The 17,493-nt window shown below is 51.7% G+C and carries 14 protein-coding genes; 4 read left to right on the forward strand and 10 right to left on the reverse strand.

The window, feature by feature from the left end:
• The first annotated feature begins 1 nt into the window (after position 1).
• Together thiG and thiH are read left to right on the forward strand one after the other, a co-directional pair.
• Positions 2–772, forward strand: coding sequence for a thiazole synthase (thiG, locus tag OGY15_RS02985; protein ID WP_210905491.1), 771 nt, complete (start codon positions 2–4; stop codon positions 770–772).
• A complete protein-coding gene (gene thiH, locus OGY15_RS02990) occupies positions 769–1,902 on the forward strand; it encodes a 2-iminoacetate synthase ThiH (protein ID WP_151225101.1) in 1,134 nt (377 codons plus the stop codon). Before thiG ends, thiH begins: the two co-directional genes overlap by 4 nt.
• 118 nt (positions 1,903–2,020) lie before the next feature.
• Here thiH and cspE read toward each other — a convergent pair whose 3' ends face one another.
• Positions 2,021–2,233, reverse strand: a complete 213-nt coding sequence (gene cspE, locus OGY15_RS02995) for a transcription antiterminator/RNA stability regulator CspE (protein ID WP_016155304.1) — start codon at positions 2,231–2,233, stop codon at positions 2,021–2,023.
• Positions 2,234–3,324: 1,091 nt separating this feature from the next.
• Here cspE and OGY15_RS03000 point away from each other — a divergent pair.
• On the forward strand, positions 3,325–3,630 hold the full coding sequence (locus tag OGY15_RS03000; protein ID WP_151218799.1) for a PTS sugar transporter subunit IIB: 306 nt from the start codon (positions 3,325–3,327) through the stop codon (positions 3,628–3,630).
• A gap of 4 nt (positions 3,631–3,634) precedes the next feature.
• The gene (locus tag OGY15_RS03005; protein WP_151218800.1) at positions 3,635–3,952 is read left to right on the forward strand and encodes a PTS lactose/cellobiose transporter subunit IIA; all 318 of its coding nucleotides are present in this window, start codon (positions 3,635–3,637) and stop codon (positions 3,950–3,952) included.
• A 51-nt stretch (positions 3,953–4,003) separates the two neighbouring features.
• Here the strand turns inward: OGY15_RS03005 and rpoC are convergent, their stop codons facing one another.
• From rpoC to tuf, 9 genes are all read right to left on the reverse strand, one after another.
• Positions 4,004–8,227: a DNA-directed RNA polymerase subunit beta' gene (gene rpoC, locus OGY15_RS03010; protein WP_006688360.1), complete on the reverse strand. Its 4,224-nt coding sequence runs from the start codon at positions 8,225–8,227 to the stop codon at positions 4,004–4,006.
• 76 nt (positions 8,228–8,303) lie between these two features.
• Positions 8,304–12,332: a DNA-directed RNA polymerase subunit beta gene (gene rpoB, locus OGY15_RS03015; protein WP_003033111.1), complete on the reverse strand. Its 4,029-nt coding sequence runs from the start codon at positions 12,330–12,332 to the stop codon at positions 8,304–8,306.
• 320 nt (positions 12,333–12,652) lie between these two features.
• On the reverse strand, positions 12,653–13,018 hold the full coding sequence (gene rplL / locus OGY15_RS03020) for a 50S ribosomal protein L7/L12 (RefSeq protein WP_000028882.1): 366 nt from the start codon (positions 13,016–13,018) through the stop codon (positions 12,653–12,655).
• A 66-nt stretch (positions 13,019–13,084) separates the two neighbouring features.
• Positions 13,085–13,582 carry a 50S ribosomal protein L10 gene (rplJ, locus tag OGY15_RS03025; protein ID WP_005132895.1) on the reverse strand — a complete coding sequence of 166 codons (498 nt, stop codon included), beginning with the start codon at positions 13,580–13,582 and terminating at the stop codon, positions 13,085–13,087.
• Positions 13,583–13,996: 414 nt separating this feature from the next.
• Positions 13,997–14,704, reverse strand: coding sequence for a 50S ribosomal protein L1 (rplA, locus tag OGY15_RS03030; protein WP_005132897.1), 708 nt, complete (start codon positions 14,702–14,704; stop codon positions 13,997–13,999).
• Between the two features lie 3 nt (positions 14,705–14,707).
• Positions 14,708–15,136, reverse strand: a complete 429-nt coding sequence (gene rplK / locus OGY15_RS03035) for a 50S ribosomal protein L11 (protein WP_003033122.1) — start codon at positions 15,134–15,136, stop codon at positions 14,708–14,710.
• A 155-nt stretch (positions 15,137–15,291) separates the two neighbouring features.
• Positions 15,292–15,837, reverse strand: coding sequence for a transcription termination/antitermination protein NusG (gene nusG / locus OGY15_RS03040; protein ID WP_003033125.1), 546 nt, complete (start codon positions 15,835–15,837; stop codon positions 15,292–15,294).
• Position 15,838: 1 nt separating this feature from the next.
• The gene (gene secE, locus OGY15_RS03045; RefSeq protein ID WP_003033128.1) at positions 15,839–16,222 is read right to left on the reverse strand and encodes a preprotein translocase subunit SecE; all 384 of its coding nucleotides are present in this window, start codon (positions 16,220–16,222) and stop codon (positions 15,839–15,841) included.
• Between the two features lie 230 nt (positions 16,223–16,452).
• A partial coding sequence (gene tuf, locus OGY15_RS03050; RefSeq protein WP_058842576.1) for an elongation factor Tu occupies positions 16,453–17,493 on the reverse strand: 1,041 nt, incomplete at its 5' end.

Raw genomic sequence — 17,493 nt, forward strand, 5'->3', positions numbered from 1 at the left:
TATGTTACGTATTGCCGACAAAACGTTTGATTCACATCTGTTCACCGGTACCGGAAAATTTGCCTCATCACAGCTGATGGTCGAGGCGATTCGCGCCTCCGGCAGCCAGCTGGTGACGCTGGCGATGAAGCGCGTGGATTTGCGCCAGCATAACGATGCCATTCTGGCCCCACTTATCGACGCGGGCGTGACGCTGCTGCCTAACACCTCCGGAGCGAAAACCGCTGAAGAAGCTATTTTCGCCGCCCAACTGGCGCGTGAAGCGCTGGGCACAAACTGGCTGAAATTAGAAATCCACCCGGATGCCCGCTGGCTATTGCCGGATCCGATTGAAACGCTAAAAGCTGCCGAAGCGCTAGTGAAACAGGGCTTTGTGGTGCTGCCTTACTGCGGTGCGGATCCGGTACTGTGCAAGCGGCTGGAAGAAGTGGGCTGCGCGGCGGTGATGCCGCTCGGCGCACCCATCGGTTCAAATCAAGGGCTGGCAACCAAAGCGATGCTGGAGATTATTATCCAGCAGGCTACCGTGCCGGTGGTGGTCGACGCCGGGATCGGCGTGCCCAGCCACGCCACACAAGCGCTGGAAATGGGCGCCGACGCGGTGCTGGTCAACACGGCAATCGCCGTGGCGGATGATCCAGTCATGATGGCCACTGCCTTTCGTCTGGCAGTTGAAGCGGGCCTTCTGGCGCGCCAGGCGGTACCCGGAAGCAAAAGTTTGCAGGCAAGCGCCACCAGCCCGTTAACGGGATTCCTGGAGGCCTTCGCATGAAAACCTTCACCGACCGTTGGCGACAGCTTGACTGGGACGACATCCGTCTGCGTATCAACGGGAAAACCGCCGCCGACGTGGAACGCGCCCTCAACGCTTCGCAGCTTAATCGCGATGATTTGATGGCACTGCTCTCCCCCGCCGCCGCCGACTATCTGGAGCCGCTGGCGCAGCGGGCGCAGAAACTCACCCGCCAGCGCTTTGGCAACACCGTGAGCTTTTACGTTCCGCTGTATCTTTCGAATCTCTGCGCCAACGACTGCACCTACTGCGGTTTTTCGATGAGCAACCGTATCAAACGCAAAACGCTGGATGCAGTAGAAATTGCCCGTGAGTGCACGGCTATTCGTGAGATGGGTTTTGAGCACCTGTTGCTGGTCACCGGTGAACATCAGGCAAAAGTCGGGATGGACTATTTTCGTCGCCATTTACCCGCTATTCGCCGCCAGTTTGCCTCATTACAGATGGAAGTACAGCCGCTGTCAGAGGCTGAATATGTGGAGCTGAAGAGGTTGGGGCTGGATGGCGTGATGGTGTATCAGGAGAGCTATCATGAGGGAATTTACGCCCGCCACCATCTGAAGGGTAAAAAGCAGGACTTCTTCTGGCGGCTGGAAACGCCGGACAGGCTGGGCCGCGCAGGGATCGACAAAATCGGTCTTGGCGCATTAATTGGTTTGTCCGACAGTTGGCGAGTCGATTGCTATATGGTGGCTGAACATCTGCTGTGGATGCAGCAGCATTACTGGCAGAGTCGCTACTCCATCTCGTTCCCGCGCTTGCGCCCATGCACCGGAGGCGTTGAGCCCGCATCGATCATGGACGAGCGACAGTTGGTCCAGACCATTTGCGCATTTCGTTTACTGGCGCCAGAAATTGAGCTTTCGCTCTCAACCCGCGAATCGCCATGGTTTCGTGACCATGTGATTCCATTGGCGATCAACAACGTCAGCGCCTTCTCAAAAACCCAGCCCGGTGGTTATGCCGATAACCACCCCGAACTGGAACAGTTCTCCCCGCATGATGCTCGTCGCCCGGAAGCCGTGGCTGAAGCACTGATGGCGCAGGGATTACAGCCCGTGTGGAAAGACTGGGATAGCTATCTGGGACGCGCTGCACAGATGCTCTAAGTCCAACGCTATCACATAAACGAAAAAACCCGCTTTCGCGGGTTTTTCTTCACTTGCACTTAACTGCTCAGGCTCTGGCCTTCATCGCTATCGTAAGCGTTCGTGAAATTATCGGCAATTACAGCGCGACAACGTTAACAGCAGACGGGCCTTTAGCGCCATTCTCCACGGAGAACTCCACTTTTTGACCTTCGTCTAACGTTTTAAAATCGTTACTCTGGATAGCGGAGAAATGTACAAACACATCCTTACTACCGTCCTGAGGAGTGATGAAGCCGAAACCTTTCTCAGAGTTAAACCATTTTACTAAACCAGTCATTTTGTTAGACATAGATACTTCCTTTCATTTTTTTGAGCCGCTTATGCAGCGAAGATGGCCTGTTTTGCAGAAATTAACTTATGGGGCACTTAGGGAGGAGGCTCATGAAGAAGAGTATCTGAGGATAACGCTTGAACTGAGAACTGCTTTACTAAAACTGCTTACATAAGGTCTGTGTACCAAACCGATGTCGCTATAGTAGACCTACTTCTAATCATTAAGCAAGCATTAATTTTTTTAATACTCATTAAGTAGTGAAATGTTAAACCCTCACGGTTGGGCATCCCGGATAACAGATTGATCTACAACGAACAAAAGCCCTGACCATTGCAGTCAGGGCTTTAAGTTACTACACACTTCAGATTTAACATTAATAAACTTAACGATTTAATACTGCTGATGGTACTACTTTAAAATGTACACGTTTACTACAGATAATATTGGATATTGATACTAACTAAAACCGTCCTCTATTTACCGTTATACACATTCCACCCGCTTGATAATAGAACTCAAGGCTGGTGACCTAAACAAGTACACTTCCCCTCGCGACATATACTCTTTGATGCGTTGCCTTATTTCCCTTTGCGATAACCAGAAAAAAAGAAATCGCAAACATTTACTATTAAAACATGGCGTTACATCGTCGCGTTTTACTCATTTTTTGCGATTAGATAAATCAACTACGTGGCCTGAAAGCATTGTCGAAGTGAAAAAAAACGTTTTCAGCGTCGACTATCCCATACAAAAATACTTCGTGGCCTTTATCGCAACCCCCAATAAAACTCTACTAACACTTGCTACGTTAACAGCAAACTACAATTTCTCCGCTGTTAAGTATTAACTTACGGGTTTAAAAAACGCTGTCAATACTGTTTTTTATAACATGTCTTTATTGACAGTAATTATATATTCCCGCATGGGATAAGCGAATCAAAAGCCACTGGCCTTGGTCCAGAACGTAGGGTTTTATCTCTTCCTGTAACCGGTTTCAGAAAAAGCGCTTTTCTTTGTGATACCTTGCACACAATTGCTGCAAAGCAGTTGTTGCTACCGCTGGCTCGCGATAATTATCAACCCACACATGTTGATCGAGACTGCTTATGAAAAACATCGTTTTATGCTGTGCCGCCGGAATGTCCACCAGCATGCTGGTGCAAAGGATGAAAGACGCCGCCCAGAAAAGAGGGGTCGACGTCACTATAAAAGCAGTGCCGGTGGCTGAGTTTGAAGAGAATATCGCCACTGCGGATATCGTGTTGCTCGGTCCACAAGTTAAGTATGAGCAGGCCAAGCTGCAGACGCTCGCCGACCCGCTGGGAAAAAAGGTCGCCGTCATCGATATGATGGATTACGGCATGATGAAAGGCGATGCCGTACTGGACAAGGCGCTGAAACTACTGGAGTGATGGCATGGAAGAGTTAGAAACAATCATCATGGAATTATTGGTAAATGCCGGCGCTGCACGCAGTCAGGCCCTGACAGCGCTGCAACTGGCGCGTAAAGGTGATTTCGCTGGGGCAGAACAAGCGATGACAGAATCACGCGAGTACGTTAAGCAAGCGCATAAAATCCAGACCCAGCTGATCGGAATTGACGAAGGTACCGGCAAGCTACCGGTTAATCTTATTACCGTCCATTCGCAGGACCATCTGATGAACGCGATGGTGATTCAGGATTTGGCGGGCGATATGATTGAGCTGTATCGGCGGTTACCGCCAGCCAGTTAACAGACATAAAAAAACCCGCCGAAGCGGGTTTTTTATTATGGTCAGCAACGATTAATCGTTGTCAGAACCGCCCAGGCCTGCGTTCAGCAGTTCTGCCAGGCTGGCAGACGCATCTTCAGCAGTCACCTGCGGAGCAGCTGGCAGTTCGCCCGCTGCGCGACGGCGCATACGATCCTGGTGGTACGCGTAACCGGTACCTGCCGGGATCAGACGACCCACGATGACGTTCTCTTTCAGACCACGCAGTTCATCACGTTTACCTGCAACAGCGGCTTCGGTCAGGACACGCGTGGTTTCCTGGAACGATGCTGCAGAGATGAAGGACTCGGTTGCCAGAGACGCTTTGGTGATACCCAGCAGATCGCGGGAGAACGTTGCACCCACTTTGCCGTTCGCTTCCAGATCGCGGTTGGCAATCTTGACGCGGGAGTATTCAACCTGCTCGCCTTCCAGGAAGTCGGAGCTACCAGCGCTTTCGATGGTGGCTTTACGCAGCATCTGACGAACGATAACTTCAATGTGTTTATCGTTAATCTTAACGCCCTGCAGACGGTATACGTCCTGAACTTCGTTAACGATGTAACGAGTTACAGCATGCACACCACGCAGACGCAGGATGTCGTGCGGCGCTTCCGGACCGTCGGAAACCACGTCACCACGTTCTACACGTTCACCTTCGAACACGTTGAGCTGACGCCATTTCGGAATCATCTCTTCGTACGGTTCGCTACCGTCTACCGGGGTAATAACCAGACGACGTTTCCCTTTGGTTTCTTTACCGAAGGAAATGATACCGCTGATTTCAGCCAGGATTGCCGGCTCTTTCGGACGACGGGCTTCGAACAAGTCCGCAACGCGCGGCAGACCACCGGTGATATCCTTGGTACCGCCGGATTCCTGCGGTACACGCGCCAGGGTGTCACCAGAGCTGATCTGAACGCCATCTTCCAGCTGAACAATCGCTTTACCCGGCAGGAAGTACTGAGCCGGCATATCGGTGCCAGGGATCAGAACGTCGTTGCCCTGAGCATCAACAATTTTCAGTGCCGGACGCAGGTCTTTACCACCCGCAGTACGCTCTGCAGAATCCAGAACCACCAGAGAAGACAGACCGGTCAGCTCGTCGGTCTGACGAGTAATGGTCTGGCCGTCGATCATGTCAGTGAAGCGGACGAAGCCACTTACTTCGGTGATAACCGGCATGGTGTGCGGATCCCAGTTTGCTACGGTTTCGCCGCCAGCAACCTGTTCGCCATCACCCTTCGCCATAACGGAGCCGTAAGGCACTTTATAGCTTTCTTTGGTACGGCCGAATTCGTCGATCAGTTTCAGTTCGGTGTTACGTGAAGTGATAACCAGTTTACCGCTGGAGTTAACAACCGACTTCGCATTGCTCAGACGGATGCTACCTTTGTTTTTCACCTGGATGCTGGATTCAGCAGCCGCACGGGATGCCGCACCACCGATGTGGAACGTACGCATCGTCAGCTGTGTACCCGGTTCACCGATGGACTGTGCCGCGATAACGCCGATTGCTTCACCTTTGTTGATGATGTGGCCACGCGCCAGGTCACGACCGTAGCAGTGCGCACACACACCAAAGTCGGTGTCACAGGATACAACGGAACGTACTTTGACGGAGTCAACGGAGTTCTCTTCCAACAGGTCACACCACTGTTCGTGCAGCAGCGTGTTGCGTGGAACCAGAATGTCCGCCGTACCCGGCTTCAGAACGTCTTCAGCAGTCACACGACCCAGAACGCGATCGCGCAGCGGTTCTTTAACGTCACCACCCTCGATAACCGGGGTCATGGTGATGCCTTCCAGCGTGCCGCAATCGTCTTCAGTAACTACCAGGTCCTGCGCGACGTCAACCAGACGACGAGTCAGATAACCGGAGTTCGCTGTTTTCAGTGCGGTATCCGCCAGACCTTTACGCGCACCGTGAGTAGAGATGAAGTACTGGAGTACGTTCAGACCTTCACGGAAGTTCGCGGTGATTGGCGTTTCGATGATGGAGCCATCTGGCTTCGCCATCAGACCACGCATACCAGCCAGCTGACGAATCTGTGCTGCAGAACCACGCGCACCGGAGTCAGCCATCATGTAGATGCTGTTGAAGGAAACCTGCTGCTCTTCTACGCCGTCACGGTTAATCACGGTTTCGGTTTGCAGGTTATCCATCATCGCTTTGGATACACGATCGTTCGCCGCAGCCCAGATATCGATAACTTTGTTATAGCGTTCGCCTGCGGTTACCAGACCAGACTGGAACTGCTCCTGGATCTCAGCAACTTCAGCTTCCGCTTCAGAGATGATCTCGTGTTTCTTCTCTGGGATGACCATGTCATCAATACCAACAGATGCACCGGAACGCGCTGCATAAGCAAAACCGGTATACATTGTCTGGTCAGCGAAGATAACGGTCGGCTTCAGGCCCAGAATGCGGTAACAGGTGTTCAGCATTTTGGAGATTGCTTTCTTGCCCAGCGCCTGGTTGACGATGGAGAAAGGCAGACCTTTCGGTACGATCATCCACAGAATGGCGCGACCAATGGTCGTGTCTTTCAGGCTGGTGTGCGCAACGAATTCGCCGTTTTCATCTTTTTCATATTCAGTGATACGCACTTTAACGCGCGCATGCAGAGAGGCCAGGCCAGCGCGATAAATACGCTCAGCTTCTTTCGGGCCAGTCAGCACCATGCCTTCGCCTTTAGCGTTAACACAGTCACGGGTCATGTAATACAGACCCAATACAACGTCCTGAGACGGAACGATGATAGGTTCGCCGTTCGCCGGAGACAGGATGTTGTTGGTAGACATCATCAGCGCACGCGCTTCGAGCTGGGCTTCCAGCGTCAGCGGTACGTGAACAGCCATCTGGTCACCATCGAAGTCGGCGTTATATGCCGCACAAACCAGCGGGTGCAGCTGGATAGCTTTACCTTCGATCAGTACCGGTTCAAATGCCTGGATACCCAGACGGTGCAGGGTTGGCGCACGGTTCAACAGTACCGGGTGTTCGCGGATAACTTCGTCCAGGATATCCCAAACGACAGCTTCTTCACGCTCAACCATTTTCTTCGCGGCTTTGATGGTGGTGGCGAGGCCACGCAGTTCCAACTTGCCGTAAATGAACGGTTTGAACAGTTCCAGTGCCATTTTCTTCGGCAGACCGCACTGATGCAGACGCAGGTATGGACCTACGGTGATTACAGAACGACCGGAGTAGTCAACTCGCTTACCGAGCAGGTTCTGACGGAAACGACCCTGTTTACCTTTGATCATGTCGGCCAAAGATTTCAGAGGACGTTTGTTAGAACCGGTGATCGCACGACCGCGACGACCGTTATCCAGCAGGGCGTCGACCGCTTCCTGCAGCATACGTTTTTCGTTGCGTACGATGATATCTGGCGCAGCCAGATCCAGCAGGCGCTTCAGACGGTTGTTACGGTTAATGACGCGACGATACAGATCGTTCAGGTCAGAAGTCGCGAAACGACCACCATCCAGCGGAACCAGCGGACGCAGATCTGGCGGCAGAACCGGCAGAACGGTCAGGATCATCCACTCTGGCTTGTTGCCAGACTGTACGAAGGCTTCCAGCAGTTTGATACGCTTGGTCAGCTTCTTACGCTTGGTTTCGGAGTTGGTTTCGTTCAGCTCTTCGCGCAGAGTTTCACACTCTTGCTCCAGATCCATGCTCTTCAGCAGGGCCTGGATTGCTTCCGCACCCATCTTCGCGTCGAATTCGTCACCGAACTCTTCCAGCGCGTCCAGATACTGCTCTTCAGTCAGGATCTGTTGACGTTCCAGGTTAGTCATACCGCCTTCGATAACCACATAAGATTCGAAGTACAGTACGCGTTCGATATCACGCAGCGGCATATCGAGCAGCAAACCGATACGGGACGGCAGAGATTTCAGGAACCAAATGTGAGCGGTCGGAGACGCCAGCTCAATGTGGCCCATACGCTCACGGCGTACTTTAGTCTGGGTCACTTCAACGCCGCACTTCTCACAGATCACACCACGGTGTTTCAGGCGCTTGTACTTACCGCACAGGCACTCATAGTCTTTTACTGGCCCAAAGATACGGGCGCAGAAAAGGCCGTCACGTTCAGGTTTGAACGTACGGTAGTTGATGGTTTCCGGCTTCTTAACTTCACCGAAAGACCATGAACGGATCATGTCTGGCGAGGCCAGAGCAATTTTGATCGCATCAAACTCTTCGGTTTTAGTCTGCGCTTTCAGAAACTTTAATAAATCTTTCACGGATTTGCTCCCGTCGGAGTTAGCACAATCTGGCGCTGGCAGTTACGCCAGCACCAGTGACCTGTTTGATCGAGAGTTACTCGTCTTCCAGCTCGATGTTGATACCCAGCGAACGAATCTCTTTCAACAGTACGTTGAAGGATTCCGGCATGCCTGGTTCCATCTGATGGTTGCCGTCCACGATGTTTTTATACATCTTAGTACGACCGTTCACGTCATCAGACTTAACGGTGAGCATTTCCTGCAGGGTGTATGCCGCGCCGTATGCTTCAAGCGCCCACACTTCCATCTCCCCGAAGCGCTGACCACCGAACTGCGCCTTACCACCCAGCGGCTGCTGAGTAACCAGGCTGTAAGAACCGGTAGAACGCGCATGCATTTTGTCATCAACCAGGTGGTTCAGTTTCAGCATGTACATGTAGCCAACGGTAACCTGGCGCTCGAACTGCTCACCGGTACGACCGTCGAACAGTGTGATCTGACCGGAAGTCGGCAGGCCACCCAGCTGTAACAGTTCCTTGATTTCAGACTCTTTCGCACCGTCGAAGACCGGCGTTGCGATCGGCATACCTTTTTTCAGGTTTTCAGCCAGACGCAGAACTTCTTCATCGCTGAAGGTATTCAGGTCAACTTTCTGACGAACATCTGAACCCAGATCGTAAGCACGCTGGATGAATTCGCGCAGTTTCGCGACTTCTTGCTGCTGTTTCAGCATGGCGTTGATCTTATCGCCAATACCTTTCGCAGCCATACCCAGGTGGGTTTCAAGGATCTGACCGATGTTCATACGCGATGGTACGCCCAGCGGGTTCAGTACGATATCTACCGGTGTACCGTTAGCATCGTGTGGCATATCTTCGATCGGGTTGATCTTAGAGATAACACCCTTGTTACCGTGACGACCTGCCATCTTATCACCAGGCTGGATCCGACGTTTAACCGCCAGATAAACCTTAACAATCTTCAGCACGCCCGGTGCCAGATCGTCGCCCTGAGTGATTTTACGGCGTTTCGCTTCGAGTTTTTTCTCAAACTCGTGCTTCAGTTCGTCGTACTGTTCAGCCAGCTGTTCCAGCTGATTCTGTTTCTCTTCGTCGGTCAGGCCGAGTTCTAACCAGCGGTCACGCGGCAGTTTGTCGAGCTTCTCAGCTTCAACACCACCGGAAACCAGCACAGCGTAGATACGGCTGAACAGGCCAGCTTCGAGGATCTGCAGTTCTTCAGACAGGTCTTTTTTCGCCTGCTTCAGCTGCATCTCTTCGATTTCCAGCGCACGTTTGTCTTTTTCTACGCCATCGCGAGTAAAGACCTGAACGTCGATAATCGTACCGGAAACACCGTTTGGCACGCGCAGAGAAGAGTCTTTAACGTCAGACGCTTTCTCACCGAAGATCGCACGCAGCAGCTTCTCTTCTGGCGTCAGCTGGGTTTCACCTTTCGGCGTTACCTTACCAACCAGAATGTCGCCACCGGTCACTTCCGCACCGATATAAACGATACCGGATTCATCCAGTTTGGAGAGCGCAGCTTCACCTACGTTCGGGATGTCAGCGGTGATCTCTTCCGGCCCCAGCTTGGTGTCACGAGACACACATGCCAGTTCCTGGATGTGGATGGTGGTGAAACGGTCTTCCTGGACAACACGCTCGGATACGAGGATGGAGTCTTCGAAGTTATAACCATTCCATGGCATGAATGCCACGCGCATGTTCTGACCCAGCGCCAGTTCACCGAGGTCGGTGGATGGACCGTCTGCCAGCACATCACCACGTTCAACCGGCTCGCCCAGAGATACGCAAGGCATCTGGTTGATACAGGTGTTCTGGTTAGAACGGGTGTATTTGGTCAGGTTATAAATGTCGATACCTGCTTCGCCCGGGTACATCTCGTCTTCGTTAACTTTGATAACGATACGGGAAGCATCCACGTACTGAACAGTACCGCCACGTTTAGCAACTGCAGTAACACCGGAGTCAACGGCAACAGCACGTTCCATACCGGTACCAACCAGCGGCTTATCAGCGCGCAGAGTCGGAACCGCCTGACGTTGCATGTTCGCACCCATCAATGCACGGTTGGCGTCATCGTGTTCCAGGAACGGGATCAGGGACGCACCGACGGATACCACCTGCTGGGTGGATACGTCCATGTAGTCAACCTGGTCGCGGCTGAACAAGCTGGATTCGCCTTTGCTACGGCAGGTAACCAGGTCTTCTACAAAGTGGCCTTCGTCATCCAGGTTGGAGTTCGCCTGAGCGATAACGTAGTTACCTTCTTCGATAGCAGACAGGTAATGAATTTCGTCAGTTACAACACCGTCGGTTACTTTACGGTACGGCGTCTCGAGGAAACCATATTCGTTAGTCTGTGCGTACACGGACAGGGAGTTGATCAGACCGATGTTCGGACCTTCAGGCGTTTCGATTGGACATACGCGACCGTAGTGAGTCGGGTGTACGTCTCGAACTTCGAAGCCTGCACGCTCACGGGTCAGACCGCCTGGGCCGAGTGCAGAGATACGACGTTTGTGCGTAATCTCAGACAGCGGGTTGTTCTGGTCCATAAACTGAGACAGCTGGCTGGAACCAAAGAACTCTTTCACTGCTGCAGAAATCGGCTTGGCGTTGATCATATCCTGAGGCATCAGGGTATCCAGATCGCCCAGAGACAGACGCTCTTTCACCGCACGCTCAACACGCACCAGGCCAACGCGGAATTGGTTTTCCGCCATTTCGCCTACGGAACGGATACGACGGTTGCCGAGGTGGTCGATATCATCGACTTCGCCTTTACCGTTACGGATATCGATGAGCTTCTTCATCACTTCGATGATGTCGTCTTTGCTCAGGATACCGGAACCTTCGATTTCGTCGCGCAGCAGAGAACGGTTGAACTTCATACGACCAACCGCAGACAGGTCATAGCGGTCTTCGGAGAAGAACAGGTTCTCAAACAGGCTTTCAGCAGCTTCACGAGTCGGCGGCTCACCAGGGCGCATCATGCGGTAGATTTCTACCAGCGCGCTCAGACGATCGTTGGTTGGGTCGACGCGTACAGTTTCAGAAATGTACGGACCGTGGTCCAGATCGTTAGTGAACAGCGTTTCGATACGTTTGTGGCCAGACTGGCTCAGCTTAGCCAGCAGATCCAGGCTCAGCTCCATGTTAGCTGCGCAGATCAGCTCGCCAGTAGATTCGTCAACGTAGTCTTTAGCCGCAACTTTACCAGCAATGTATTCAACCGGAACTTCGATATGTTTGATATCGTCTTTTTCCAGTTGGCGAATGTGGCGCGCAGTGATGCGACGGCCTTTTTCGACGTAGACTTTGCCATTAGCTTCGATGTCAAAGGAGGCGGTTTCACCACGCAGGCGTTCCGGCACCAGTTCCATCTGCAGCTTGTTGTCACGAATTTCGAAAACAACTTTCTCAAAGAACAGATCAAGGATCTGCTCAGTGGTGTAGTTCAGCGCACGCAGAATGATGGTCGCAGGCAGTTTACGGCGACGGTCAATACGTACGAACAGGTTGTCCTTCGGATCGAATTCGAAGTCCAGCCAGGAACCACGGTAAGGAATGATGCGCGCGTTATACAGCACTTTACCCGAAGAGTGGGTTTTACCTTTGTCGGAGTCAAAGAAGACGCCAGGACTACGGTGCAGCTGAGAAACGATAACACGTTCAGTACCGTTGATAACAAAGGTACCGTTGTCAGTCATGAGCGGAATTTCGCCCATGTAGACTTCTTGTTCTTTAATGTCTTTTACGGTGCCTTCCGGCGCTTCGCGCTCGTAGATCACCAGACGCAGTTTTACGCGCAGCGGTGCGGAATAGGTCACGCCACGGATCTGACATTCCTGAACGTCAAACACCGGTTCGCCAAGGCGGTAGCTGACGTATTGCAGCTCGGAATTACCGCTATAGCTCTGAATCGGGAAAACGGAACGGAAGGCTGCTTCCAGACCATACTGCCCTTCAGGATCTTGCTCGATGAACTTCTGAAACGAGTCAAGCTGGATAGAAAGGAGATAAGGTATGTCCAGTACTTGTGGACGTTTACCAAAATCCTTACGAATACGTTTTTTCTCGGTATAGGAGTAAACCATTAGGGTTCCTCAGCTCGCTGACAAGTCGACCCATCTGTCCGACGAAGGGACAGTTTGTGCAACACTATTTTGTTGACCGGAAAATCGAATACTTTCCGCAATGCCTGTTGCTATCACGCTTAAACCATTTCATTGCGATTTACACAGAACGGACGCTCTGTCGCAGTATATTAAGACGTCGATAGAAACAAGCATTGAAAGGCACAACAGTAGTCAAACAGTGTGAAATGCTACTGGCGCCTTACAGCGCAAAAAGGCTGGTGACTAAAAAGTCACCAGCCATCAGCCTAATTTCTTAGGCTGCAACCAGAAAAGTTGGCTTATTTAACTTCAACTTCAGCGCCAGCTTCTTCCAGAGATTTTTTCAGTGCTTCTGCGTCGTCTTTGCTCACGCCTTCTTTCAGCGCAGCCGGTGCAGATTCTACCAGGTCTTTAGCTTCTTTCAGACCCAGGCCAGTTGCGCCACGTACTGCTTTGATAACAGCAACTTTGTTAGCGCCAGCAGCTTTCAGAATTACGTCGAATTCAGTTTTTTCTTCAGCAGCTTCAGCCGGGCCAGCAGCTACAGCTACAGCAGCAGCAGCGGAAACACCGAATTTTTCTTCCATTGCAGAAATCAGTTCTACAACGTCCATTACGGACATAGCGGATACTGCTTCAATGATTTGATCTTTAGTGATAGACATTTAAATTGTTCCTGAAAATCAGAATAAGTTTATACGTAAGCAGATGCCTGAGAAAGATAACTGCGATTAAGCAGCTTCTTTCGCATCGCGTACAGCAGCCAGAGTACGAACCAGTTTGCCAGCCGAAGCTTCTTTCATGGTTGCCATCAGGCGTGCAATTGCTTCTTCGTAGGTCGGCAGGGTTGCCAGGCGATCGATGTTCGATGCCGTGATCAACTCACCTTCAAAGGCTGCGGCTTTGACCTCAAATTTTGCATTCGCTTTCGCGAACTCTTTGAACAGACGAGCAGCAGCGCCCGGGTGTTCCATAGAGTATGCAATCAGGGTCGGACCAACAAACGTGTCTTTCAGGCACTCAAACTGAGTACCTTCAACGACGCGGCGCAGCAGGGTGTTACGAACAACACGCATGTATACGCCAGCTTCACGACCTGCTTTACGCAGTTCAGTCATTTTATCTACAGTTACGCCACGGGAATCCGCAACTACTGCAGACAGCGCGCCTTTGGCTACTTCGCTGACTTCAGCAACAATCGCTTGTTTGTCTTGAAGATTTAAAGCCATTAGCTTTGCTCCTGGATGTTTGCCGGAACTCATGTTCCGGAACTCACTTCACTCTCCCCAACGGAGAGAGCGTCTAAATACGGTGAGCAGAAACAAGCCAGAGTATCAGAAATAATCTTAGCGTTCTGTCACCGTCTACGCAGGGCATTAAGTTTCTGACGAAACACCTGCGGTCTTCGACGGAGGCCTGGATAGGCCAGGCTCCAACGAACAAATCTTGTCTATCTGTCGTTATTCAATCTGTGGCGGCGTTGACTGTCTTCGTTCACACCAGTCACATAGTTAACTATGCTCCTGGCGATTCACTCAGTTGTCGCCTTGCCACAGCCTGAATATCTCGGATATACGTCTGCAATTAGCAGAAACGTGGGGGTAAGATTGTAGACAAAATCACCGCCCACGTAAAGGCGAATATTAGTTCGCCACAGTCGCAGTCAGACCGGACTGATCAACGGCAACACCAGCACCCATGGTGGTGGAGATGCTAACTTTCTTGATGTACACGCCTTTTGCCTGAGTCGGTTTTGCTTTTTTCAGCGCAACCAGCAGAGCTTCCAGGTTTTCTTTCAGTTTGTCAGCGTCAAAATCCACTTTACCGATGGTGGTGTGGATGATGCCGTTTTTGTCGTTACGGTAACGAACCTGACCCGCTTTAGCGTTCTTAACCGCTTCAGCAACGTTAGGGGTTACAGTACCAACTTTCGGGTTTGGCATCAGGCCGCGCGGACCCAGAACCTGACCCAGCTGGCCAACAACGCGCATTGCATCCGGAGAAGCAATAACAACGTCAAAGTTCATTTCGCCTTTCTTGATCTGGTCAGCCAGATCTTCCATACCTACCAGCTCAGCGCCTGCAGCTTTAGCAGCTTCAGCGTTTGCGCCCTGGGTAAATACGGCTACGCGAACGGAACGGCCAGTACCGTGCGGCAGTACAGTTGCACCACGTACGTTCTGGTCAGATTTACGAGCGTCGATGCCGAGGTTAACAGCAACGTCCACGCTTTCTACGAATTTAGCAGTGGCCAGCTCTTTCAGCAGAGCGATAGCTTCGTTGATGTCGTACTGTTTAGTAGCATCAACTTTGTCACGGATCACGGACATGCGCTTGGTCAGTTTAGCCATTTCTTAGTCCTCCACTACCAGGCCCATGGAACGTGCAGTACCTTCAATGGAGCGAGTCATCGCTTCAATGTCGGAACCAGTCATGTCGGCAGCTTTGGTCTGCGCGATTTCCTGCAGCTGAGCGCGGGAAATTTTACCCACTTTGTCTTTGTTCGGCTTGCCGGAACCAGACTTGATACCAGCCGCTTTCTTCAGCAGAACTGCTGCCGGAGGCGTTTTGGTAACGAAAGTGAAAGAACGGTCAGCGTAAACGGTAATAACAACCGGAATCGGCAGACCTTTTTCCATGGAGTCAGTCTTAGCGTTGAACGCTTTGCAGAATTCCATGATGTTCACGCCTTGTTGACCCAGTGCTGGACCTACCGGCGGACTCGGGTTAGCCATACCAGCTGCAACCTGCAGCTTGACATAGGCTTGGACTTTCTTAGCCATTCTAAATTCCTCTGATTGGGTTATAGCGCCTCGAAGAGGCTCCCCGTGATTAAATTCGTTTTACGGATAGGATCCATAAAAACAAAAGGCGCGAAATTGTATTCCAATCTCGCGCCTTGTGCAACGATTAAATCGTCGCTTTTTTGATCGGCGTATTAGGCTTTTTCAACCTGCGCGAAGTCCAGTTCAACCGGAGTCGCACGACCGAAGATAGATACGGAAACTTTCAGACGAGACTTCTCGTAGTCCACTTCTTCAACGACGCCGTTAAAGTCAGCAAACGGACCGTCGCTAACACGAACCATTTCACCTGGCTCAAACATCGTTTTCGGACGCGGCTTATCGCCAACCTGCTGCAGACGGTTCATGATCGCATCAACTTCTTTGTCGCTGATCGGCGCCGGACGATCAGATGTACCGCCGATAAAGCCCATCACACGCGGCACGCTGCGCACCAGGTGCCAGCTTGCATCATTCATCACCATCTGGACCAGTACATAGCCCGGGAAGAATTTACGTTCGCTCTTGCGACGCTGGCCACCACGTATTTCAACCACTTCTTCGGTCGGCACCATGACTTCGCCAAAAAGCTCTTCCATATTTTGTAACTTGATATATTCGCGCAGCGACGTGGCTACGCGGCCTTCAAAACCGGAAAACGCCTGAACGACGTACCAGCGCTTTTTAGGGGCTTCAGACATCTTAGAACCTCAGGCCAGTGATAAAGGATACCAGGCGAACCAGAATACCATCCAGTCCCCACAGGATCAGTGACATTACTGCGGTAACCGCAGCCACAATTAATGTGGTGTGCAATGTTTCCTGGCGAGTTGGCCAAATGACCTTACGGACTTCGGTTCTCGCTTCACGGGCAAAAGCAACGGTCGCTTTACCTTTTGTTGTCAACAGCGCGACACCACCCGCTGCGGCAATCAGAATCACTACGGCCAGCGCACGCAGCGGCAGCATCATGTCACGATAGAGGTAGTTGCCAACGATAGCTACAAGCAGCAATACAGCGACAACAACCCACTTCATCGCTTCCAGGCCGCGCCCGCTTCCTTGAGCTTCGGTATTCGCACTCATAAACCAACCTGTCAGAAGTATTCTACAAACATTTTCACCCCGCGTAAGCGAGGCGATCCAAACCGAAATGCTCTGGTGCGTTTCGGACTAAACGCCCTCTTCAGAGCCTGTCTCAGCAATGATTATGACAAAAAAAATCACTGATGAGCCAGGTTCTGGTGTGAAAGCGTGCAAAAAGGGCATCAAATGATGCCCTTTTATTGCGCATTGCGTCAAATGTTATTCGGCAATTAGCTCATTACTTTGGCAACAACGCCCGCACCAACAGTACGGCCGCCTTCACGGATTGCGAAACGCAGACCGTCGTCCATCGCGATTGGGTGGATCAGGGTAACAACCATTTTGATGTTGTCGCCCGGCATTACCATCTCAACGCCTTCCGGCAGTTCGATGGTACCAGTCACGTCAGTAGTACGGAAGTAGAACTGCGGACGGTAGCCTTTGAAGAACGGAGTATGACGGCCGCCTTCGTCTTTGGACAGAATGTACACTTCAGATTCGAACTTGGTGTGCGGCTTGATAGAGCCCGGCTTAGCCAGTACCTGACCACGTTCGATTTCTTCACGTTTGATACCACGCAGCAGAACACCAACGTTCTCACCAGCACGGCCTTCGTCCAGCAGTTTGCGGAACATTTCAACGCCAGTACAGGTAGACTTGGCAGTCTCTTTGATACCAACGATTTCAACTTCTTCACCAACTTTGATGATACCGCGCTCTACACGACCGGTAACAACGGTACCACGACCGGAGATGGAGAATACGTCTTCGATTGGCAGCAGGAACGGCTTATCGATAGCACGTTCTGGTTCTGGGATGTAAGAATCCAGGAAGCCAGCCAGTTCGATGATTTTCGCTTCCCACTCTGCTTCGCCTTCCAGCGCTTTCAGAGCAGAACCACGAACGATCGGCGTGTCGTCGCCCGGGAAATCGTACTGAGACAGAAGTTCACGAACTTCCATTTCTACCAGTTCCAGCAGCTCTTCGTCATCAACCATGTCGCATTTGTTCAGGAACACGATGATGTACGGAACGCCTACCTGACGACCCAGCAGGATGTGCTCACGAGTCTGCGGCATCGGGCCGTCAGTCGCAGCAACAACCAGGATCGCGCCGTCCATCTGCGCAGCACCGGTGATCATGTTTTTAACATAGTCGGCGTGGCCCGGGCAGTCTACGTGTGCGTAGTGGCGAGTCGGGGTGTCATATTCAACGTGAGAAGTGTTGATGGTGATACCACGAGCTTTTTCTTCCGGCGCGTTATCGATCTG

Origin of the sequence: Citrobacter sp. Cu231 (genome assembly GCF_030332265.1) — a bacterium.
Classification (GTDB): Bacteria; Pseudomonadota; Gammaproteobacteria; order Enterobacterales; family Enterobacteriaceae; genus Citrobacter; species Citrobacter meridianamericanus.